The following is a 22,071-nucleotide window of genomic DNA, read 5'->3' on the forward strand; positions in this document are numbered from 1 at the left end:
TGACCGCGAAGCTTCGCTCGGGAAGATGCTGGTGCCGTTTTGAAAGTTGATGCATGCCGTCTTATCCCACCGGCTCATGGATGCCTGTTGCCCTCTCCGCGGACTTGCCGGCGGGAACCGTTATGCCGGCGCAATCCCCGGCCGGACCGGTTGCCCTTTGGCGAACCCGCTCCGGCCGTGCGGCGGCCTTCGCCGACAGATGCCCTCATCGCGGCATGCGCCTTTCCCACGGCTTCGTACGCGGTGAGACCCTGGCCTGCATCTATCACGGCTGGAGCTACGCCAAGGCGGGAAACTGCCAGCGCATTCCGGCCCATCCGGCATTGACGCCGCCGGACACGATTCGTGTCGCAACGCAGCACGTCGAGGATGGAGGCGGCATCATGTGGATTTCCGTTGGCGAACCCGCCGCCGGGCCGCCGCGGTTCGAGGGCCTTGCGCCGCTCCGCTCCATGGTGGTGGAAGCGGGCATCGTGGCGCTGGAGGCGGCCGCGGGCACGACGGCCGCTGGAGACCTGCTCGACTACACCTATGATGACCGGACCGTCCGGCTGCTGCTTGCTCCCGATGGGCAGGCGCGCACGTTGATGCATGTTTTGGTGGACGAGGACAGCAATCCGGACGAGCGTATCGCCGCGTCGAGGGCCGCCGAGGCGCTGCGGCGGGCGGCCGAGGATATTGCACGCGCCGGGATCGCCCGATGACCCGCAACACGATGATCGACGGATGGTACCCTGTCGGCCTTGCTAGCCAGCTCGATGCGCATGGGCGCAGGACGGCCCTGATGGGCGAGCCGATCGCGGTGAGGCGCGGCGAAGATGGAAACGCGAAGGTCACGGGCGGCAACGGACGTGACCTGCCGGCCTGCATCCGCTATGGCCATGTCTGGTCATCGCTCGGTGATCCACAAAAGCCGCTGTTTGCGATCCCCGAGGCCGATCAGCCGGGCCGCCGGCTCGTCGATGTCGGGGTGGTGCGCGTGCGCTGCTCGCCATTGCGTGCGGTGGAGAATTTCCTGGACATCGCGCATTTTCCTTTCGTGCATACCGACATACTGGGGGCCGAGCCGCATACGGAGGTGCAGAACTACAAGGTCGAGATCCGAGAGGACGAAGACGAGGTTTGGGCCACTCAGGTGAAGTTCTACCAGCCGCAGGCCGCCAAGTCGGCGGAAGGTGGCATCACCACGGAATACATGTACCGCGTGCCCGCGCCGACCTGCTCGGTGCTCTACAAGACCTGCCCGCCTCGCCCGGCGGAATGGGACGTCATCACACTTTTCGTGCAGCCACTTGCCGAAGACCTATGCGACGTCTGGCCATGGATGGCGCTGTTCGACGACGAAACACCGATGGCCGACCTGATCCATTTCCAGCAGACGATCTTCGTTCAGGACCGATCGATCCTCGAAAACCAAATTCCGACGCTGCTCCCGCTCGATCCCGGCATGGAGATTCCCACGCGCGCCGACCTTACCTCGGTTGCCTACCGGCGCTGGCTGAAACGCCACGGCTACACCTACGGCGCGCAACTGGTGGCGCAATGAAGCTCTACGACTACGTGCTGTCGCCGAGCTGCTACAAGGTGCGCCTCATGGCTGCGCTGATCGGGGTGACGCTCGACATCCGTCCTGTCGACTTCCATCCCGGTCGCGAGCATCGCGGTCCTGAGCTCATGGCGCTCAATCCGGCCGGTTCGATCCCGATCTTGGAGGATGGCGACCTCGTGCTGACCGAATCCTCGGCCATGCTGGTCTATCTCGCCGCGAAGGCGGCACCCCAATGGCTGGGCAATGATACGGTCGGGCGGACGGCGCGCGTCCAGCAATGGCTGTCCTTCTCGCACCGGCTGACCGCGAGCCTTGGGGCGGCGCGCTTGCACGAGATGCTGCTGCGTCCGGGCAATATCGCCGCCCTTCGGGAGCAGGGAATAGCGGCCCTGCGGGAGCTGGAAGCGGGCCTCGTCGAACAGCATATCCGCGGCCAGCGCTTCCTCGCGTCGGATCGACCGACGATCGCCGACATTGCCTGCTTTCCCTATGTTGCGCTGGCGCCCGACGGCGGCGTTTCGCTCGACCCCTATCCCGCGATCCGGCTCTGGTCACGGGCGGTCCGCAGTCTCGAGGGTTTTATCGAGATGCCGGGCATCCACCGGCTGCACGAACTGACATCCGCGCCCGTCCTCGAAGTCGGCGAGGCCTGACGTGGCGGGCTATTTGCTGAAGGGCTGCGCTGCGGTCATCGTGGACGAGGGCAACGGTCCGGACATCCGACGCAATGTCGATGTCTTGACCGACGGCCCGGCAATACGAGCCATCGGCGCAGACCTCGACAAGGCAGAGCTGCCGGTTGGAACAATTACGCAGGACGCCGCTGGCTGGTTCGTCTATCCCGGCCTCGTCAACACCCACCACCACTTCTTTCAATGCTTCGTGCGCAACCGCGCCGATCTGGACTGGACGAAGCTGTCGGTCATCGAATGGCTCGACCGCATCTATCCCATTTTTTCGCGGCTGACTGAGGAATGCTTCTACCACGCATCGGTCACGGCGATGGCCGAGCTGATAAAGCACGGCTGCACGACGGCATTCGACCATCAGTATTGCTTTCCGCGGCAGGCGGGCAAGCGACTGATCGACCGGCAGTTCCAAGCAGCCGAACTGCTCGGCATGCGCTTCCATGCAGGACGTGGCGGCAACACGCTGCCCAAATCGGAAGGCTCGACCATCCCCGACGCCATGCTGGAAACGACCGACGAATTCATCGCCGACTGCGCCCGGCTGATCGACGCCTACCATGATGCCGGTCCCTTCGGCATGCGGCAGGTCGTCGTCGCGCCTTGCCAGCCAGTCAACTGCTATCGCGACACCTTCGTGGAATCGGTGGCGCTGGCGCGCGACCGCGGGGTGCGCATGCATACCCATGTCGGCGAGGGCGAAAGCCCGGTAATCGAGGCCCGTCACGGCATGCGCACGGTGGACTATTGCGCGGACATCGGCTTCTGCGGGCCGGATACCTTCTATGCCCATTGCTGGGAACTGACCCACGACGAGCTGCGCAAGATGGCCGCGAGCGGCACCGGCGTCGCCCACTGCCCGGAACCGGTCTATCTCGTCGGCGCCGAAATCACCGACATTCCGGCGATGTCGGCCTTCGGCCTCCGTGTGGGTCTGGGCTGCGACGGGGCCGCCTCAAACGACAATTCCAACCTGATGCACTGCATCCATTCCGCCTACATGCTGCAGTGCCTGTCGGCGTCGACGCGCGACCATCCGGTGCCGCCGCCGGCCGATTTTCTCGGTTATGCGACGACCGGAGGCGCGGCATTGCTCGGACGCGGCGACATCGGCAGGCTGGCGCCCCGCATGGCCGCCGACCTTTTCGCCATCGACACGCGGCGCATGGACTATGTCGGCACACGGCACGATCCGCTGAGCCTGCTGGCCAAGGTGGGCATCGGCGCGCCGACGGACATGACCATGATCAACGGCCGCATCGTCTGGGCCAAAGGCGAATTCCCGGGGCTCGACGAGGCCAGGCTGTTCGCGCAAGCCGAGGCGGCGCTTGCGACGGTGGAATTTTAGAAACCAAAACAAGGGGAACCGACATGCTGACAAATCTTACCCGCAGAACATTGATGAAAGGCGCGGCCGCCTCTGGGCTCGTCGTGGCGGTGGGCGGCCGCGCGCTTGCCGCCGACGAACCTCTGGGCATCGTGCTCGTGGTCCCGTCGCCGGTCGGCGATGTGGGCTGGGGCCGTGCGCTCGCCGACGGGCTTGAGCCTGTGAAGGCAGCCTACGGCGACAAGGTGAAGGTGACCATCATCGAGAACATACAGGAAGGACCCGATGCCGACCGGATCATGAACAAGGCGGTCGCCGACGGGAACAAGTTCCTGGTCGCCGGCTCCTTCGGCTATCAGAACGGCGCCCTGCAGATCGCGCGCCGCAATCCCGATGTAACCGTGCTGCACGCTTCCGGTTTCCAGGTGGCGCCGAACTTCTCGCCCTTCGCGGCCCAATATTCCCAGGGTACCTACCTTATGGGCATGGCGGCAGCCGCGCTTTCGAAGACTGGCAAGCTCGGCTCGGTCTCTGCCTTCGCCATTCCCGAGCTGATCACCTCCATCAACGCTTTCACGCTGGGAGCGCAGGCGGTAAAGCCCGATGTAGAGGTTTCGGTCGTATGGGTGAACTCCTGGTTCGATCCGGCCAAGGAGCAGGAGGCCGCCAAGGCGCTGCTGGCGCAGAAATGCGACGTGATCTTCTCCAACGCGCAGGACACACCCTCCGTCGTCTCGGCCTGCGAGGAAGCCGGCATCCCCGCCTTCAACCTCAACTCGTCGATGAAGAAATACGCGCCCAAAACCTATCTCGGCTGCGTGGCGACCGACTGGTCACCCTTCTTCAAGGCCTCGGTCGATGCCCACATCGCCGGCACCTTCAAGGGCGCAAACGCTTTCCTGGGTGTCGGCGACAAGGTGGTCGAGGTCGTTGACTGGAACCCGGGTATCCCGGCCGACATGATGGCCAGGATAAAGGATGTTGAAGCCAAGATCGCCGACGGCAGCTTCTCGCCCTTTACCGGTCCGATCGTCAAGGCCGACGGCAGCGAGGGCGTGCCCGCCGGCAAGACGATGACCGGAGCCGAGATCGTTGCCATGGACTGGCACGTCAAGGGTGTCACCACGCCGCTGCCCAAGTGACCGTGACCGTCCCGCTCCTGTCGCTGCGCGGCATCTCCAAGAGCTACGGCCAGATCCATGCCAATCGAGACATCGATCTGGATGTGGCTCCACGCTCGATCCATGCGATCCTCGGGGAAAACGGAGCGGGCAAGTCGACGCTGATGAAGCTGATCTACGGCGTCGAGCAGCCGGACGCCGGAATGGCGACCTGGAAAGGAGACCCCCTGGCCCTCGCTTCCCCTGCGGATGCGAGGCGCAAGGGGATCGGCATGGTCTTCCAGCATTTCTCCCTGTTCGAGACGCTGACGGTGGTGGAGAACATCCGGCTGGTCGTGCCCAAAGGCAAATCGGACCTTGCCGAGCGCATTCGCATGCTCGGCCGCGATTTCGGACTAGAGGTCGATCCGCTTGCCCATGTGCACGCGCTCTCGGTGGGAGAACGGCAGCGGGTGGAGATCATTCGCTGCCTGATGACCGAACCCCAGCTCCTGATCCTCGACGAACCGACCTCCGTCCTGCCGCCGCAATCGGTGGACAAGCTGTTCGAGACTTTGCGGCGGCTGCGCGACGGCGGCGTTTCGATCCTGTTCATCTCGCACAAGCTGGAGGAGATCCGGGCGGTCTGCGATCTAGCGACCATCCTGCGCGGCGGGCGCGTCACCGGCCACGTGGACCCGCGCGACCATGACGCGCACGACCTCGCCCGCATGATGATCGGCCGCGACATGCCGCAGCCCATGCCGGCGTTGGCGCATTCCGGCGGCGAAAAGCGCCTCGAAATCGTGGGCCTGGACCATCAGCCCGATGATCCCTTCGCCGTGCCGCTTTGCGACGTCAATCTGACGGTGCGTGCCGGTGAGATCCTCGGCATAGCGGGCATATCGGGCAACGGGCAGAGCGAACTCGCGGCGCTGATCTCGGGCGAAACGGTGCTGCCGCGCCAAAAGTCCGATTGCATCTACATGATGGGAAAGGATGTCGGCGCGCTCGATACGGCCGCCCGCCGCCGGCTGGGCTTCGCTTTCGTTCCGGAGGAACGGCTCGGCCGCGGCGCGGTGCCGGAAATGTCGCTCGTCCTCAACAGCCTTCTGACCGCCCATCCATTCGGTCTGCTGAAACGCGGCCTTGTCGACACAGCCCGGGCGAAGGCTTTCACCGAGGACTGCATCCGGCAATACGACGTGCGCACGCCCGGTTCCGAAGCGGAGGCCGGCGCGCTTTCGGGGGGCAATCTGCAAAAGTTCATCGTCGGCCGCGAGATCATGCTGTCCCCGAAATTGCTGTTCGTGGCGCAACCCACCTGGGGCGTGGACATCGGCGCGGCCTCCGCCATCCGCCGGCGCCTTGTCGCCCTGCGCAACGAGGGCATGGGCATCCTCGTCATCTCGGAGGAGTTGGAGGAACTGTTCGAACTCTGCGATTCGATCCAGGTGATCCATCAGGGCCGGCTGAGCCCGCCGCTGGTGACGCGCGACACCAGACCCGAGGAGATCGGCCGCTACATGATCGGCGCGCATTCGATGGCCACGAAGGTCCCGGCATGAGCGCTCTTTCCAGGCCGTTCCTTCCGGGTCTGGTTCGCCGGGAGCATGCCTCGCTTACCGTGAAGCTGGTCGCCCCGCCCATGGCGCTCGCCCTGGCGACGCTGCTTAATCTCGGCCTCTACCTCCTGATGGGCCGCGATCCGGCCGCTATTTTCCACGCGATGCTTCTGGAGCCTTTCCTGTCCTGGGCCTCGTTCTCGGAAGTTCTGCTGAAGACGGGGCCGCTCCTGCTGATCGCGCAGGGGCTTGCGATCGGCTTTCGCGCGAAGGTCTTCAACATCGGCGCCGAGGGCCAGTTCATCCTCGGCGCGATCTTCGCATCCGCCATTCCCGTCTGGTTCCCGCAGGCAACGGGCCAGTGGATCTGGCCATCGATGCTGGTCATCGGCGCGCTGGGCGGCGCGCTGTGGGCGTCGCTAACGGCTTTCTGGCGCGTGAAGCTCAACGCAAACGAGATTCTCGTGTCGCTCATGCTGGCGCTCGTTGCCGCGCAATTGCTCAATTATCTGCTTCTCGGCCCCTGGAAGGATCCGAATGGCTTCAACTTCCCGCAATCGGTGATGTTCCAGTACGACGCGATGGTGCCGATCCTGATCCCCGGCACCCGCGTCAACGTCTCGCTGCTTGTCGCCTGCGCCTTCTCCCTCGGCGCCTGGGTGTTCATGCAGAGGAGTTTCGCGGGGTACAAGCTGCAGGTCGGCGGCCTCGCGCCGCGCGCCGCCGGATACGCTGGCTTCAACGAAGGACGCGCGATCTGGCTTTCGCTCCTCGTCGGTGGCTTCGCGGCAGGCCTCGCCGGAGCGGCCGAGGTCGCCGGGCCGCTCGGACAGTTGCAGCGCTCCATCTCGACCGGCTACGGCTATGCCGCCATCATCGTTGCCTATCTCGGAGGCCTTCACCCGGTCGGTATCGTCTTTTCCGCGTTGCTCATGGCGGCCCTCTATATCGGTGGCGATAACGCCATGGTCTCGGCAAATCTGCCGGTCGCTGCGGTCAGGGTCTTCCAGGGCAGCTTGCTGCTTGCCTATCTTGTCGCCATCGCCTTCGTCCGCTATCGGCTCGAATGGCGCCATGCCGCCCACGCAAGCACGCCATGAACGCCGTGGAGTTCATCATCGCCGGGATGTTGGCGGCGGCTACGCCGTTCCTTCTGGCGGCGCTCGGCGAACTGGTGGCAGAGCGCGCCGGGGTCCTCAATCTCGGTGTGGAGGGCCTGATGGCCCTCGGCGCAGTCATTGCCTTCATCATCGTCTATCAAGGCGGCGGGCATCTCCTGGGTTTCCTGGCCGCTGGTCTCGCCAGCGCCGCTCTTTCCTTTGTCTTTGCGGTCGTGGCGCTGGGATTCCGGGCGAACCAGGTTGCGACGGGCCTCGCCATAGGCATCCTCGGCCAGGGCCTGTCGGCGCTGTTCGGCAAGAGTTTTGAGAGCCTCACGGTCAAAGGGCTTCCGAAGCTCTCATTGCCCTGGCTTTCAGATATCCCGGTCGTCGGCGGCCTGTTCAGCCAAGACATTGTCGTGTGGCTTTCGCTCGCTGCGACCGTCGCCATTTGGGCGGTGTTCGCCTACACCAAGACCGGCCTCGTCATCCGCGCCGTCGGCGAGAATCCCAAGGCGGCCCGTGCGCTCGGCTATCCGGTAATCGCCGTGCGCTTCGCCGCGGTCGCTTTCGGCGGCGCGTTGGCGGGTTTTGCCGGTGCCTACGCGGCCGTGGTCTACACTCCGCTCTGGGCCGATGGCATGATCGCCGGGCGCGGCTGGATAGCGATCGCGCTCGTCGTCTTCGGCACTTGGCTTGCCAGCCGTATCTTCCTTGGTGCTTGCCTCTTCGGCGCCGTGTCCCTCGCAAGCCTCGCGGCCCAGACAACTGGGCTCGACGTTTCCTCGCAACTTCTATCGAGCCTACCTTATCTCGTGACAATCGTCGTGCTGGGCATCATTTCTTCGAACCGGCGTCTGCTCAAGCTCAACGGCGTGGCTTCGCTGGGAGAGCCTTTCGAACCATAGTGTCGCTCGCCGCCCGGGCGCTATAACCCGACATCTGAGCTCAGGTCGCACCATACCCCTGGCGCATGAAGGGTTGACGAGTTTGAGAATGCCGAGCAGCTCGCCGCATAGCTCGGCATGGACCTCGCCGCGCTTGTCGCCGGGCGTGAGCACGATCTCTCCTATCAACGAGCGCAGCGCAGCGGCGGCCGGACGTCCACGGTTGCCCTGGGCAGCGCGAAGCTGATGATAGACGGGCACCACCTCAATCGTCCGCTCGGTTCAAGGCTGTCCGGCATCGCCCTTCGGCCCTCTTGGTGGAGATCGGCAGCGCCTCCTTGGACACAATTGAGCCATCCGACACGACCGTGCGGTACCGTTAGCGAGCCTGAGCACTGGCGGCCTACGATGAGTGACTGACGAGGCAAGCTGGAACAACTGAGGCCCGCTTTGGTTTTCTCTTTGCTTTCCTCTTTTTTGGACGACTCACATGGAACCTGCTGTCACCGATCGCGTCGAGATCAAGAAATACAATCATCCGACCGGCGGATGGGGCTCGCTCAAGTCTCTGATCCGCAACGCGCGGGACCAGGGGCTGCTGCTGTCCGACATATGGAGCACGTTGCTGAAGCAGAACAAGGCGGACGGCTACATGTGCGTCTCCTGCTCATGGGCGAAGCCGGCCGAGCCGCGGCCTTTCGAGTTCTGCGAGAACGGCGCCAAGGCAACGATGTGGGAGCAGACCAGCAGGCGCTGCGAGCCGTCCTTCTTTGCCACCCATGGCGTGACCGAACTCCTGGATTGGCCGGATCACGATCTTGAGAAACAGGGACGCCTGACGGAGCCGATGCGCTATAACCGCGCCACCGACAAATACGAGCCGGTGGCGTGGCCGGACGCGTTCGGCGATATTGGCGCTCAACTCAGGCGCCTCGACCCGAAGTCCGTGGTCTTCTACACGTCCGGACGCGCCTCGCTCGAGGCCTCGTTCATGTATCAGCTCTTCGCCCGAATCTACGGCTCTTCGAACCTGCCCGATTCCTCGAACATGTGTCACGAGTCGACGTCGGTCGGCCTACCGGAATCGATCGGCTCTCCTGTCGGCACGGTGCAATTGGAGGACTTCGCCAAATCCGACATGATGTTCTTCTTCGGCCACAATACCGGTGTCACCGCGCCGCGCCTGTTACACCCCATCGAGGACGCTCGCCAGCGCGGTGTCCCGGTGATCACCTTCAACCCTCTGCGGGAGCGGGGCTTGGTGAGATTCAAGAACCCGCAGAACCCGGTCGAGATGCTGTCGCCAGGGCCAGGAACGAAAATGTCGAGCGATTTCTTCCAGATCCGGGCGGGCGGGGATATTGCGGCCATGACTGGTATCGCCAAGGCTGTACTGGCGCTCGATGACGCAGCCCGAGAGCGAGGCGGAAAACGCGTCCTCGATACCGCTTTCATCGAGGAGCATACATACGGCTTTGCCGACTTCGAAGCCTATCTGCGCGCGACCGGTTGGGAAGACATCGTTCGACGTTCCGGCATCTCGCGGGCTGATCTCGAACATGTCGCTGAAATATACAGTTCGGCCAATGCGGTCATCGGCAATTACGGCATGGGGCTCACTCAGCATCGCCACGGCACCGAGAATGTGCAGATGCTGTGCAACCTGCTGCTCATGCGCGGCAATATCGGCAAGCCCGGAGCCGGCATATCGCCGTTGCGCGGACACTCCAACGTGCAGGGACAGCGAACGGTCGGCATTTCCGAAAAGCCGGAGCTCGTCCCGCTCGACAAATTTCGCGACTTCTACGGCTTCGAGCCGCCGCGGGATAAGGGGCTCGATACCGTCGAGACGTGCGAGGGCGTGATCGACGGGCGGGTTCGCGGTTTCGTCGGACTCGGCGGTAATTTCGTGCGGGCCGTTCCAGAAACCGGACTGGTCGAGAAGGCCTGGCGGAACCTCGACCTGCACGTCGAGATCGCGACCAAGCTCAACCGCAGCCATTTGATCGCCGGGAAAGTCACGTATCTGCTGCCATGCCTATCTCGGCTGGAGAAGGACATTCAGGCCAGCGGGCCGCAATGGGTCTCGATGGAGGATTCGACCGCCTGCATTCACGGTTCCTTCGGGTCGCGGCCAAAACCGAGCGAGCATCTCATGTCCGAGCCGAGCATTGTGGCGGAACTCGCCAAGGCGACCGTCGCCGGCATGAGTTCGATTCCCTGGGACGACTGGGTCGCTGACTATTCCCGCATCCGCGACGAGATCGAGCGCTGCTTCCCGGCACATTTCAAGGATTTCAACAAACGCTTCCTCACGCCGGGTGGATTCCATCGCGACATCAAGGCGTCGAAGCGTGTCTGGCAAACGCCGAACAAAAAGGCGAATTTCAAGCTGCCCACCACGCTGGAAACCGACCCCGACATCGATGTGTCGGGCGAGGACGTACTGACGCTGATCACAGTACGGTCGAACGACCAGTTCAACACGACCGTGTATGGTTATCGCGATCGGTTGCGCGGCATCATCGGAACGCGAATGGTCCTGCTGATGAACGAGGAAGACATCCGACGGATGGGGCTCAGCGCCGGGCAGGAAGTCGCTCTCGAGGCGCATGCCGATGATGGCGTCGAGCGGCGGGTGGGAGGCCTGCGGGTCACGCCTTACTCCATACCAAGCGGCAACTGCGCTGGCTATTATCCCGAACTCAATCCTTTGATTCCGCTGTGGCACAGGGCTCATAAAGCGCACGTCCCGGCGGCGAAGTCGGTGCCGGTGAGGATCGTCGCATAGCTTCAGGTCCAGGCCGAGAGAAACGTCTCCATGTCGACGGTCTCGACTTGTTGCGCGAAGCGCTGGTGGTAGACGGTCATCAGGCGTCCTGCGTGGCGTCGGAGGAACTGCGCGATCCCGGCCGTATCACAACCTCGGCAGCCAATAGAGCACGGCGTAGAGGGGCAGCCATGAGAGCACGACGAAATACCAGTAAAAAGCATTGTCCTCGGCATCGCTGAAGCGTTTGCCCGTTCCGTGCCGCGTAAACATCAGCACGGCCAGGACCAACGTGTCGGCGACGTCAGTGAGGACGTGCACGCCATGCAGGCCGAGAAGGAGCCAGACAAAGGAGCCATACGCATTGTCGCTCCAGCGTACCGGCAAGGCCGAGAATTCCATGATGCGCAGCCCGATAAGCACCAGCCCAATCGCGCTCATGATCAGCAGCAGCAGACGGACCGAGCGCAAGCTCTCCCACATCGCTGCTCGCTTGATCAGGAAATTCGGCAGTGCGCTGACGACAAGGACGAGCGTGAAGAGCGCCGACCAGAGCAGGCTCAAAGGCACCGCGTCCTTCGCCCAGTCCGTGTTGGTAACGGCCAGGTAGAGATAGCCTCCGATGCCGAGGGCGAAGCCAGTTCCCTCCAGCAGGCAGAACGAGAAGGTCCCCCACCAGGGGGTGACACGCGAACCGAAGGCATAGGTCGGCAAACCCGAGACATCGATGACGCTGCGGGCCATCTAGACATTCTCCTCGATGGTTTTCGGCCAGAACCAGGCGACCAGCACGATGGCGACGACGGGCGAACCCCAAGTAACCGCCCAGGGCGTGTAGATCGAGCCGATGAACGCGACGGCTGTGGCAAACGCCGCCAGAAAGGGCCAGATCGAGGGCGCCGGCGATTCCTCGCGAATGTCAGGCCGGGCCTCCGTGACGCTCGTCACGAGCAGTTCGCGCTCGTCAACCTTGAGGCCGCCGACCACCGCCTTGTCGTCGCCCTGATCCCATAGCGGCGAGCCGCTTGTGACGCAGGGAATGCGATCGAAGTTCTGCGGCTGGGGCGGCGAGCTGGTCGCCCACTCCAACGTGTCGGCGCCCCAAGGATTGTCGCCGGCAAGGGCGCCCGAGCGGGCGCTGGCAATCATGTTATAGAGCATGAGTAGAAAGCTTGCGAAGAACAGCAGCGCGCCGGCGCTGGCGAGCAGGTTGAGCCCGCCCCAGCCCATCTCCGCAGGGTAAGTGTAAACCCTGCGCGGCATGCCATGCAGGCCGAGCAGGTGCATCGGAAAAAACGTGACGTTGAAACCAGTGAAGGCGAGGGCGAACTGCCATCTGCCAAGCCGCTCATCCATGAGCCGGCCCGTCACTTTCGGGAACCAGTAGTAGACGGCCGCGACAAGCGGAAAGACGGTGCCGCCTATAAGCACGTAATGGAAATGAGCGACGACGAAATAGGTGTCGTGCACCTGCGTATCGATTGGCACCGACGCCAGCATCACGCCGGAGAGCCCGCCGGCGACAAAGATGAAGAAGAAACCGAGCACGAAGATCAACGGCGTCTTGAGCACCGGCTTGCCGTCCCACAGCGTCGCGATCCAGCAGAATATCTGGACCCCGTTTGGAATGGCTATAGCCATGCTGGAGGCGGTGAAGAATGCGGCGCCGACTTCAGGCAGGCCCGTCACGAACATGTGGTGAACCCACAAGCCAAAGGACAAAAAGCCGATCGCGATCAGCGACAGCACCATCGGCAAATAGCCGAAGACCGGCCGCCGGGAGAATGTCGCCACGATCGCCGACACGAAAGCGGTTCCAGGCAGGAAGATGATGTAGACTTCGGGGTGACCAAAGAACCAGAAAAGGTGCTGCCAAAGCAGCGGATCGCCGCCCGCGTCCGGATTGAAAAACTGCGTGCCGACCAGCCGCTCCATGATCAGCATAGACGAGGCGAGCATGATCGCCGGCATGGCGAAGATGATGATGAAGGAATGGACAAGCATCGTCCACACGAAGAGTGGAATGCGGTCAAGCGTCATGCCCGGCGCGCGCTGCTTCAGGACTGTGACGACGATCTCCACCGAGACTGCGAGCGCTGCGACTTCGGTAAAAGTGATCATCTGCGCCCAGTAGTCCGGCCCCTTGCCTGGAGTGAAATTCAGATTTGCGAGGGGCACATAGGAGAACCAGCCGACATCAGGGCGGATGCTCAACGCGAAACCGCCCCACAACATCAGGCCGCCGAACAGATAGACGTAGTAGGAGAAGGCATTGAGACGCGGAAAGGCGATGTTGCGGGTGCCGACCATGAGCGGCACCAGATAGACGGCGAACGCCTCGCCGACCGGCACCCCGAACAGGAACATCATCGTTGTGCCATGCATGGTGAAAAGCTGGTTGTAGAGCTCGGCGTCGACGAAGTGGCTGTCCGGCCGTGCGAGCTGCAGCCGCATGATGATCGCCATGATGCCGCCGGCCAACAGGAAGACGAAGGCAGTGACGGCATAGCGGATGCCGATGATCTTGTGATCGACTGTCGAAAGAATGCCTATCAGACCACGCGCCGTGCCCCAGGTCTTGCTCAGCCTTGCGCGCAGCTCCTCGTCACCCAGATCGGTGTCACGGGTTTCGTGACGTTCTTCGACCGCCTGGCTCATCGCGAGTGCTCCGAAAGGGCGGGGGATGGAGACGATGCAGCGGAAGCAAAGACATTTTGTTGCTTCGTAAGATGAGCCATCGGCCTTGCCGGCGCGGCCTGTTTTGCGCGCCAGCGTTCGAATTCGCTCGGCTCCAGTGCCACCACGAAGATCGCCATATGCGCATGCTGCTGACCGCAGAATTCGGCACATTGGCCGCGGTACACGCCGGGCTTATCCGCTTGGATACGGAGTTCATTGCTTTTGCCTGGAATGAGATCGAGCTTGCCGGCAAGGCTCGGTATCCAGAACGAGTGGATCACGTCACCCGTGGTGAGCTTGATGTCGACCGCGCTGCCTACCGGAATGCGAATCTCGTTTGCCGTCTCGAAACCATTCTTTCCTTCGTAGCGGACCTGCCACCACCATTGATGCCCTATGACGGATATTGTTACGGCCGCCCCGGCCCCATCCCTAAAAACCATCCTTTGTCCGTCGGAGCTGAGCACGGTCAGGCCCGAGAGAATGATGACGGTCGATGCCAGCATCGCAGCAAAGGCGATACGCACCGGCCGTTTGATGGCTGGACGCGCTTGCGCCGGTTCGCCGCGACTGTCTCGCCGGCGTGTTAGCGCGAAGAACAACCCGGCCATGGTGACCAGCCAGACAAGTCCGAGCACGGCCGTGAATATCCAGAACAGAACAGCCAGAGCGTCGGCCTGCTCGCCGTGCGGATCGAGGGCCGACTGCACACCCGTGCAGCCAGAGGCGAGAGCGGATCCGCCGGCGGCAGCCGTGAGGCGGGCCAACGCCCGCCAATTGGGGGCTCTTCGAAACAGAGGAAACAGAGCATCCGGAACTCGCCGGTCCCGTTCCGTGTTGTGGGCTTCGTAGGGTGTCGGAGAGGCTGAGCCGTGAGTCTGAAACGCGATATCAGGATTTTCCGCGAACACGGGTTCTACGTTGCGACACTCCTCGCCTTCTGCCTGATCGGCGGCGTTCTTCTGTTCTGCGGCATCTACGCGCCATAGCTGCGACAGGGGGCCGGGACAGGCTGCAGTCCCGAAATTGCATGTCTCGTGAGGCCGCCGGAAGTGCATTCAGCCTGGTTCACCCGCAAAGGATGCTTCAGCCGGCTGTCTGCTCAGGCCGTCTGTGCGCTGTTGGAACTGGCAGGATGGGATAAAGTTCCTTGAACCGATTTCGAGGCGCCTTGCTTGGCAGGCGCTCTCGGCCCTGCAACGCTTCCGGCGACGTACTATGGTGGTTGCTGAGCATCTTCCGCCCGTTTGGAAAAATAGGCCGATACCGCCCGTATGTCGTCGTCCGTGAGGCGTTGGGCTGCGGTAGCCATGATATGCCAGAACGGCGTGCCGCCTCGGTCCTCGGACCGGAACAGCTTCAGCTGCCGCTCCAGGTAAGCGGCATGCTGACCGTTAAGGCGTGGATAAACCGGATTTTTGTCGGAGCCGAGATGGCAGCCGGAACAGGCAGGCACGTTCCGCTCCGGAATTCCGGCCTCAGCGATTTGCTGTCCCTTGTTGATCACCTCCGCCGAAACTTGATCGCGGTCCGCTGATACCGGTGGCTGCGCCGCGAAATACCGGGCAAGCGCAGCCAGATCGGCGGGGTCGACGCCAGTCACCGGCAGAGCCATGAAGCCGCTCGTGCGGTCGCCTTTGGCATAGGCCTGAAGGCTGGCGAGCAGGTAAGCTTCTTTCTGCCCGGCCAGCACGGGCACGGCGTCACCCCTGCCCTCCCCGTCGCCTCCATGGCAGCGCGTGCAGTCGGAGAGAACATCCGGGGTGGCGGGTTGCCGGTCGCTGCTGGTTGCATCGCTGCCATTGAAGGCAAGCGCCCGATATTCATTGGGATTGAGTTTTGGGAGTTCCCGCAGGAAAGCAACCATTGCCCAGACCTCGTCATCGCGGTCGCGGGCCGGCCAGGCGGGCATGCCGGTGAACCGTATTCCATGCTTGACGATCCGAAAAAGCTGGGCGTCGGTCCAATCTCCGACCGTGAGCGCAAGATCCGGCGGTTGCGGAAGCATCCGCAGCACCGCCGGCGAGCGGAGCTCGCCAGGCGCGCCGTGGCAGATCGCGCAGCCTCGCGCGAAATGTCCGGCTGCCGCCGGGAGCCCCCGCCGGTCGAGCGTTTTCGGTGCGTCCACGGCCAATGCATAAGTGCGTACGGCCGAGCGCATGGCGAGTTGAAGAAACCAGGCCGTCACCTTCCAATGGCCGCTGCTGGCGCCGACGTTGAAAAAGCCGATCCATGCCCCAAGCAACAGAACGACAGGCAAACCGATGGCGCCGAATACGACATGCTTCACGCGCATCATCATCGGCTGGTTCGCCACGCGAACGGCGTCTTCTTCTGCAGTAGCATTGGACGACGCTGTCCCGAATTCGCTACGAGAACCAGACGTCATTGCAAGGCTTTCAAATATCGCGCGATCGTCTGGATTTCGGTTTGCGGCAGCATGTCGAACGCCGGCATTTTCACGCCTGGCTTGAACAAATCAGGGCGAGCGACAAAACGTGCAATGGCTTCCTCGGTGTTAGGCAGGACCCCGGCGCCGATCGCTGATCGCGATCCGACATAGGAAAGGTCCGGGCCAATCGTCCCGCGGGCCTCGGTGCCTCTTATGGTATGGCATGCACCACAACCGTTGCTCAGGAACAGCGACAGCCCGCTGCCCGGCGGGTCTTGGGATGCGGTTAGGTTCGAGAATTGCGGCGCAGCCGGAATCACGGGCTCGATCGGAGGTTTGACGACCTTCGCTTGTTGATGCCCGAGTTCCTCGGCTGCGACCCAGTTGCTGGCATAGGCAAGAAACCAAAATGCGAAGCCTACTAGAAGGCCGGCGTTTGCTGACATGACAACCGCTCCCGCGCTTTAACTTTGCAGGATGGGCGAGGTTCCATTCCCGCGGGCGCCGGGGCTGCGGTCTTTTGGTGGTCAACCGCTAGCGAAGGCGGTGATTCAGCCTGGAGACCTTTTCCAGTCGAACACGTCGAAGCCGATCACAGTTATTCGTCGAGAATCCGGGCAAGTTGCGCAAAAGACTGCTGCCACAGATTATCGAGAAGGCACCGATTGCTGCCGGGAGGCCCTGGGTTGCCGCGGAAGGCGGTCCTACTTGGAACCTCGATTTTTGTTATGGGCACTTTCTTGATTCTTGCCGCGAAGGATATTGCGATCGTCTGGATCGACCAGGTCAGGCGTATCGCCCCTGAGGCTCGACCCCTTCCGCCGTGCCTCGCGCTCCGCCGCCGACCGCTTCAGCTCCGCTTTGGCCTCGAATTCCTTGGGCGCGTTCTTCGTATTCTCACGCTTCTCGATGACACGTATCTGCTGATCGTGGGTGGTGCGTCCAGTCATTGCTCGCTCCTGTCTTTTTGACGGTAACGGCAGTTGGACTCGATCGTTCCGCATAGGAGGAGTTTCCTTGGGCATAAATGCAATATGGCAAGAGTAGCGGCCTTGGCGTCGGCAAGTCCGGGCTCATCTGGACAGACGGCGCGCCGCGGGTCGGTGCAAAGCGTCTCGGACGACATCGGAAGACCGCTGCCTCAACTGTCGCGCTGATGGAGGGGAGCGGGACTTGTGCGAGAATTGCCAATATCTTCGAATCCCGAAAGCTCGTCATCCGAGCAGAGCAGCCGCGGGTGCGCCGGATCGGTAATGTCGAGCTTGTCCCAAGGTATGCGATAGAGGCCCGACCTGCGACGCAGCCTGAAGAAATCGAGCAATGCGGTGCCGACGGTCGACGCGGACAGTCGTTCGAACGCCGCGAAGATGCCGATATGGAATTCGGTGACGACGAGATCGTCACCATCCTGCTCGGCGATGATCTCCTCGATGTAGCCGATGCTCTTGCCGCTTTCTGAGCACACGCGCCGGCCGGCCAGATGCTCGAGGTTCACATTCGTCATCGTCAGGCTCCCGGGATCCGGCCGACGACGTGATCGCGCAACCAGTGCTGCCAGGCGAAGATCTTCGTCCTGCGAACGTCGATATCGAATTCGATGTCGACGCCGATGTCGCGCACCTTGTTCCATGCGATCCGATGCGGCCTTGCCTGGCGCTTGCCGCCAAGCTTTGCCGCGAGCCGCGCGGTCCATCGGCCTGGCTGCGCGCCAAGCCGACGCGCCAGCGCGATCGAGCCAAGCTCGATCGCAATGACCCTGGGCGGCTTGCCTTGCCTCAGCTCGGCGACCAGGCCATCAACCTTGCCGATCTTGACCTGCTCGCGATCGACGACCTGCTTGTCCAGGATATCGCGCAGCAGCTGCATCATGTGCCTCCGAATATCTGCAGCGGAATGGTCACCACCGCCAGCACGAAGCCGAGCGCGATCACGAAGATCACGGCCGCGTTCGAAATGACACCGTTGCGATGCTTGCCGACATAGCGGTCGTCGTTCAGCAGGAAAAGGAACGGCACGACCGTCAGCGGCAGGCTGGCCGCGGTCAGCGCCATCGAGAAGATGGTGAGCTTCAACGGGTCCAGACCGAGCGCTATCGGGACGGCGGCGAGGAAGAGCGTCAATGTGTAGACGAGGCTGAATCCGGGATCATCGCGCGGCTTCAGATCCTCACCCCATGTCCAGCCGAATCCCTGCGCGACGAGATAGGCCTGCTGCAGCGCCACTTCGAGAGCGGCTCCGAAACAGGCAATGCCTAGCGAAGCAACGAAAAGGACGAAGCCCCAGAAGCCGAAGATCGGGATCAGCATCAGCGGAAGCTGGTTATAGTCATCCACCTGGTTCACGCCATGGGCGCCGAGCACAAGCGCGGCCACGATCAGCACGGCGACCGAGATCGTCCCTCCGAAGCCCATACCAAGGCCAGCAATCACTCGATTGGCGCCGAGGTAACTCTTGTCCCATTGGTCCTCGATCGCGCCCGACGAATAGAACATGAAAAGATAAGGCGAGATCGATGCGCCGAGAATGCTGACGGCCATGAACCAGTAGGTCGCCGTGTCGTGCTGCGGCAGGCTGGGCACGGCCCCGACCGCCACCTCTTTCCAGTCGGGGCGGAGCATCACCGCCCCGACTACGAAGCAGAGCGTGACCAGGCCAAGCATCGATACCCCTTTCTCGATGAGGCCGAACGTGCCTTTCCACAGCAGCAGCCAGGCAAGGAAAGCGACCGGCAAGGCCCACCACTGGAAACCGATTCCTGTGGCAAGCTCGGCGGCAATGGCAACGCCGCCTATCTCGGCGGACAGCACCAGGAAGTTGACCAGCAAGACCGTAAGCAGCGGCCAAATGAAAGCATGAAAGCCGAAACGTTCGCGAATACCGTCGGCAATGGTGTGATGGCTCACGGCGGCAAACCGGCCAGCCATCTCGACCAGGAAGGCTATGCAGACGGTGCCAAGTACAATCGCCCAGATGAGCTGGTAGCCGAACAATGCACCGGCCTGCGCCGCCGTCGCCATCGAGCCGACCTCCAGGAAGCCGCCGACGCTGGTCACGACACCGAGTGAAATTTCGAGCAGCTTCTTCATTGCTGCTGCGCAAAATAGTGGCGATAGGCCGCGGCGAGATCCGCTTGCGCGGCGCGAAGATCTTGCCGCGCCTGTCTGGCCTGGATCTGCTGTTCAGCCTTAACGGCGCGCTCGGCCGCGGCTGCTGCGATCGTCAGCCGGCCGACCGCCGACTTCAGCGCGTCCCGCTTTGCGATATCGGATGAGGGGGCCGATTGAACTTGCCGGTCGGCGTCACCAAGCGTGCCAGCAAAGGATTGCAGGGCCGCAGATGCATAGTGCGGCGGTGCGGCGCCGGAAAGCCAGGCATTGATCACCAATACCGCCGCCTCCCCCGTCGAGGCGGCAAGCTTCGATTGCTGTTCGACGGTTTCAGATGAGGAGCAGGAGGCAAGCTCCAGTGCAAGCACCGGTAGTAAAAGCAGACTCCGCCAGGCAATGCTGCTCAATTGCTTCCTCTCGCTGCTTCTTCAAACATGAAGATAAGGCAGCATCGATCGGAAGGTTCCACTCACTTGGACGGCAGTGTCCGTTGGCGCAGTTCCGGCAACTCGTCTACTGATGAGTTGCTCAACTTCGCTTCGAAAGCTGTAGTCATCGACCTGCCGGCTCGAGCGCTGGCGAAGACCTTTTCTCATGTAGCGAGACTGCTAGAGGACACGATGGGGTGGCTCGACTTTGACAGTGCGACCCAACAGAAGAATGCATGATTGATCGAACGATTTCTAAGCCTGAAGGTCGACCCAGAGTACCCTCTGACCTGACGCGACACACCGATGGAACATCTCGACGCAGATATCCTGATCACCGGCGCCGCCGGCCGGCTTGGATCGGAGCTGCGCAAGGGGCTGGTGCCGCTGGCCAAGACGATTCGCCTGGCGGGGCGCCACCCGTTCGGCGATCTCGCGCCTCACGAAGAGGAAGCGGTTTTCGATCTCGCCGACATGGAAGCCGCGATCGCGGCCACCAAGGATTGCGACGCGATCGTGCATTTCGGCGGCGCGCCGCTCGAATGCGAGTGGCAGACGATCCTCGATTCCAGCATCCGGGGCTCGTACCACATTTACGAAGGCGCGCGGAAACACGGCGTGAAGCGTGTCATCTATGCCTCATCGGTGCATGCAATCGGCTATCACGAGATCGACGCGCATATCGGCGTGGAGGCGCCGGTGCGCCCGGATAGTCTCTACGGCGTGTCGAAGAATTTCGTTGAAAGCCTCAGCCGGCTCTACTGGGACAAGTTCGGCATCGAGACGGTATGCCTGCGCATCTTCTCGTCCTTCCCTGAGCCGGCCGACCGCCGTATGCTGTGGTCGTACCTATCCTTCGCCGATTGCGTGCGCCTGGTCGAGGCATCGCTCACCGCGCCGCGCGTCGGCCACACCATCTCTTATGGCATTTCCGACAACAAGCTGAAGATGGTCGACAACAGCGGCGCCAATCACCTGGGGATTTATCCCGCAGGACAGCGCCGAACCATTTCGTGCCGCCGTCGAGGCGAAGACACCAGTTCCCGATCCAACCAAACCGTCGGTGAAGTATCTAGGAGGCTGGTTCTGCGAGCTTGGCCACCCTGACGACAAGCCGTCCTGAGGGTCGATCCGCAGAGCGCACGCGTCCGTCTCCGCGTCACCAGTAGGGAGGCGCCGAACCAAGCGCACTGAGGGTGGCGGATTCGATTTCGCGTCGTCTGCCTCTGGAATACGACGACATCCGGCATTGTCACCCTGCGATGTCCGCTTCCGGGCGGAGGCAAAGCTCTGCTTGAATGGCCGGCATCAGGCGCAAAGCTGGGCGCCAAACTCAGGCAGCCGTTGTAAACTGCTCCTTCGACCTTCGAGATAAGAAAAGGCGAGCAGATTGAAGACGTGCTCGTCTTCGGCGCTATAAGGGACATCGGCTGACGTCTACGAGTCCGCGCCTTGTCGCCCGAAAGCCGGATTGCCGTCGGTTGCGCTATTCTCAACGGCATGCTGGCCGGTGCACGCCCGGAGTCCGTTCGTTGCGGACAAAGCAGAGTCGAGCCGGCGGTATCAAAGATCCTATTGCGCCGCAAGTCGCACCTTTGCTCCAACGCCGCCAAAATCCTGATCTAATAATGATTGTGTTGAATGCGTTTCGCTGATTAGCTGTCTTGCATAAGTCCGGGACAAGGTTGGCAATGTTGTCCGGGGAGGACCGCGATGCCGGTGCTTGAAGTTCGCCATGTTTCCAAGAACTTTGGAGCCATCCAGGCCCTGACCGATGTTAGCTTCCAGGTAGAGCGGGGCGAAGTCGTGGGTCTCATGGGGGACAATGGCGCCGGCAAGTCGACGATAGTCAAGACAGTGGCCGGGAACTTCCCGCCGAACGACGGCGAAATCGTAGTGGACGGCGAGGTTTGTCAATTCCACAAACCCGTCCAGGCGCGTGCCAAAGGAATCGAAGTCGTCTATCAGGACCTGGCGCTCGCCGACAATCTAACGGCCGCGCAGAACGTCTTTCTTGGCCGTGAGATCAAGAAGGGCTTCTGGCCGATCAGGGTGCTCAATAAGCAGGCGATGATCGACCGCTCGGCAGCGCTGTTCGAAGAACTCAAATCGGAAACCCGACCGCGCGACCTGGTCAGGAAGATGTCGGGTGGGCAGCGCCAAGCGGTAGCCATCGCACGAACCCGGCTTTCGAACGCCAAGCTGGTGTTGATGGACGAGCCGACCGCCGCAATCTCCGTACGCCAGGTGGCGGAAGTGCTCGAACTGATCCGACGCCTCAAGGCGCAAGGGGTCGGGGTCATGTTGATCAGCCACCGCATGCCTGACGTTTTCGCCGTCGCAGATCGTATCATCGTGCTGAGGCGAGGTTCGAAGGTTGCCGACAAGCAGGTCGACAACACCTCGCCCGAGGAAATCACCGGACTAATAACGGGGGCCATCCGTGGCGAATAGTGCTCGGCAGTCGGTTAGCGTCAGGGA

At 62.4% G+C, this 22,071-nt stretch carries 20 protein-coding genes and 2 pseudogenes; 11 read left to right on the plus strand and 11 right to left on the minus strand.

The window, feature by feature from the left end:
* Positions 1-53: 53 nt before the first annotated feature.
* The 9 genes from FJ423_RS03075 to FJ423_RS03120 all read left to right on the plus strand — a co-directional run bounded on the left by FJ423_RS03075 (position 54) and on the right by FJ423_RS03120 (position 11,005).
* On the plus strand, positions 54-704 hold the full coding sequence (locus FJ423_RS03075) for a Rieske 2Fe-2S domain-containing protein (protein ID WP_140839099.1): 651 nt from the start codon (positions 54-56) through the stop codon (positions 702-704).
* Positions 701-1,546 carry an aromatic ring-hydroxylating dioxygenase subunit alpha gene (locus FJ423_RS03080; RefSeq protein WP_140839101.1) on the plus strand — a complete coding sequence of 282 codons (846 nt, stop codon included), beginning with the start codon at positions 701-703 and terminating at the stop codon, positions 1,544-1,546. Before FJ423_RS03075 ends, FJ423_RS03080 begins: the two co-directional genes overlap by 4 nt.
* Positions 1,543-2,202 carry a glutathione S-transferase family protein gene (locus FJ423_RS03085; RefSeq protein ID WP_140839103.1) on the plus strand — a complete coding sequence of 220 codons (660 nt, stop codon included), beginning with the start codon at positions 1,543-1,545 and terminating at the stop codon, positions 2,200-2,202. Before FJ423_RS03080 ends, FJ423_RS03085 begins: the two co-directional genes overlap by 4 nt.
* A 1-nt stretch (position 2,203) precedes the next feature.
* Entirely contained in the window at positions 2,204-3,583 is a 1,380-nt protein-coding gene (locus FJ423_RS03090) for an amidohydrolase (RefSeq protein WP_140839105.1), read from the plus strand.
* A gap of 26 nt (positions 3,584-3,609) precedes the next feature.
* Positions 3,610-4,704, plus strand: coding sequence for a BMP family ABC transporter substrate-binding protein (locus tag FJ423_RS03095; protein WP_181174715.1), 1,095 nt, complete (start codon positions 3,610-3,612; stop codon positions 4,702-4,704).
* 2 nt (positions 4,705-4,706) lie between these two features.
* The gene (locus FJ423_RS03100) at positions 4,707-6,230 is read left to right on the plus strand and encodes an ABC transporter ATP-binding protein (RefSeq protein WP_140839515.1); all 1,524 of its coding nucleotides are present in this window, start codon (positions 4,707-4,709) and stop codon (positions 6,228-6,230) included.
* Positions 6,227-7,327 (plus strand): ABC transporter permease, encoded by a 1,101-nt coding sequence (locus FJ423_RS03105; protein ID WP_140839109.1) that lies wholly within the window; start codon positions 6,227-6,229, stop codon positions 7,325-7,327. Before FJ423_RS03100 ends, FJ423_RS03105 begins: the two co-directional genes overlap by 4 nt.
* Complete coding sequence (locus tag FJ423_RS03110; protein ID WP_140839111.1) at positions 7,324-8,235, plus strand: ABC transporter permease; 912 nt, start codon at positions 7,324-7,326, stop codon at positions 8,233-8,235. The genes FJ423_RS03105 and FJ423_RS03110 overlap by 4 nt, the downstream gene beginning before the upstream one ends.
* A gap of 469 nt (positions 8,236-8,704) precedes the next feature.
* On the plus strand, positions 8,705-11,005 hold the full coding sequence (locus tag FJ423_RS03120) for an FdhF/YdeP family oxidoreductase (RefSeq protein ID WP_140839113.1): 2,301 nt from the start codon (positions 8,705-8,707) through the stop codon (positions 11,003-11,005).
* Between the two features lie 2 nt (positions 11,006-11,007).
* Here FJ423_RS03120 and FJ423_RS34020 read toward each other — a convergent pair.
* From FJ423_RS34020 to FJ423_RS03175, 11 genes and pseudogenes are all read right to left on the minus strand, one after another.
* Positions 11,008-11,114, minus strand: a pseudogene (locus tag FJ423_RS34020) (cysteine hydrolase); the annotation flags it as partial.
* 17 nt (positions 11,115-11,131) lie between these two features.
* Positions 11,132-11,728 carry a cytochrome c oxidase subunit 3 gene (locus FJ423_RS03130; RefSeq protein ID WP_140839115.1) on the minus strand — a complete coding sequence of 199 codons (597 nt, stop codon included), beginning with the start codon at positions 11,726-11,728 and terminating at the stop codon, positions 11,132-11,134.
* Positions 11,729-13,642 (minus strand): cytochrome c oxidase subunit I, encoded by a 1,914-nt coding sequence (gene ctaD / locus FJ423_RS03135; RefSeq protein WP_140839117.1) that lies wholly within the window; start codon positions 13,640-13,642, stop codon positions 11,729-11,731. It lies immediately after the preceding gene.
* Complete coding sequence (gene coxB / locus FJ423_RS03140) at positions 13,639-14,430, minus strand: cytochrome c oxidase subunit II (protein ID WP_181174703.1); 792 nt, start codon at positions 14,428-14,430, stop codon at positions 13,639-13,641. The genes ctaD and coxB overlap by 4 nt, the downstream gene beginning before the upstream one ends.
* Before the next feature lie 449 nt (positions 14,431-14,879).
* The gene (locus tag FJ423_RS03145; protein WP_246680071.1) at positions 14,880-15,980 is read right to left on the minus strand and encodes a c-type cytochrome; all 1,101 of its coding nucleotides are present in this window, start codon (positions 15,978-15,980) and stop codon (positions 14,880-14,882) included.
* Between the two features lie 68 nt (positions 15,981-16,048).
* On the minus strand, positions 16,049-16,501 hold the full coding sequence (locus tag FJ423_RS03150; RefSeq protein ID WP_140839123.1) for a c-type cytochrome: 453 nt from the start codon (positions 16,499-16,501) through the stop codon (positions 16,049-16,051).
* A 258-nt stretch (positions 16,502-16,759) separates the two neighbouring features.
* On the minus strand, positions 16,760-17,005 hold the full coding sequence (locus tag FJ423_RS03155) for a hypothetical protein (RefSeq protein ID WP_095768612.1): 246 nt from the start codon (positions 17,003-17,005) through the stop codon (positions 16,760-16,762).
* 191 nt (positions 17,006-17,196) lie between these two features.
* A complete protein-coding gene (locus FJ423_RS03160) occupies positions 17,197-17,559 on the minus strand; it encodes a hypothetical protein (protein WP_140839125.1) in 363 nt (120 codons plus the stop codon).
* Positions 17,560-17,561: 2 nt separating this feature from the next.
* Positions 17,562-17,921: a hypothetical protein gene (locus tag FJ423_RS03165; RefSeq protein WP_140839517.1), complete on the minus strand. Its 360-nt coding sequence runs from the start codon at positions 17,919-17,921 to the stop codon at positions 17,562-17,564.
* Complete coding sequence (locus tag FJ423_RS03170) at positions 17,921-19,141, minus strand: divalent metal cation transporter (RefSeq protein ID WP_140839128.1); 1,221 nt, start codon at positions 19,139-19,141, stop codon at positions 17,921-17,923. The genes FJ423_RS03165 and FJ423_RS03170 overlap by 1 nt, the downstream gene beginning before the upstream one ends.
* The gene (locus tag FJ423_RS03175) at positions 19,138-19,569 is read right to left on the minus strand and encodes a hypothetical protein (RefSeq protein ID WP_140839130.1); all 432 of its coding nucleotides are present in this window, start codon (positions 19,567-19,569) and stop codon (positions 19,138-19,140) included. Before FJ423_RS03175 ends, FJ423_RS03170 begins: the two co-directional genes overlap by 4 nt.
* 327 nt (positions 19,570-19,896) lie before the next feature.
* Here FJ423_RS03175 and FJ423_RS03185 point away from each other — a divergent pair.
* Together FJ423_RS03185 and FJ423_RS03190 are read left to right on the plus strand one after the other, a co-directional pair.
* Positions 19,897-20,713: pseudogene (locus FJ423_RS03185) on the plus strand (NAD(P)-dependent oxidoreductase).
* 590 nt (positions 20,714-21,303) lie between these two features.
* Positions 21,304-22,044 (plus strand): ATP-binding cassette domain-containing protein, encoded by a 741-nt coding sequence (locus FJ423_RS03190; protein WP_140839132.1) that lies wholly within the window; start codon positions 21,304-21,306, stop codon positions 22,042-22,044.
* Positions 22,045-22,071: the final 27 nt, after the last annotated feature.

Source organism: Mesorhizobium sp. B2-8-9 (assembly GCF_006439475.1).
In the GTDB taxonomy this organism is placed as follows: domain Bacteria; phylum Pseudomonadota; class Alphaproteobacteria; order Rhizobiales; family Rhizobiaceae; genus Mesorhizobium.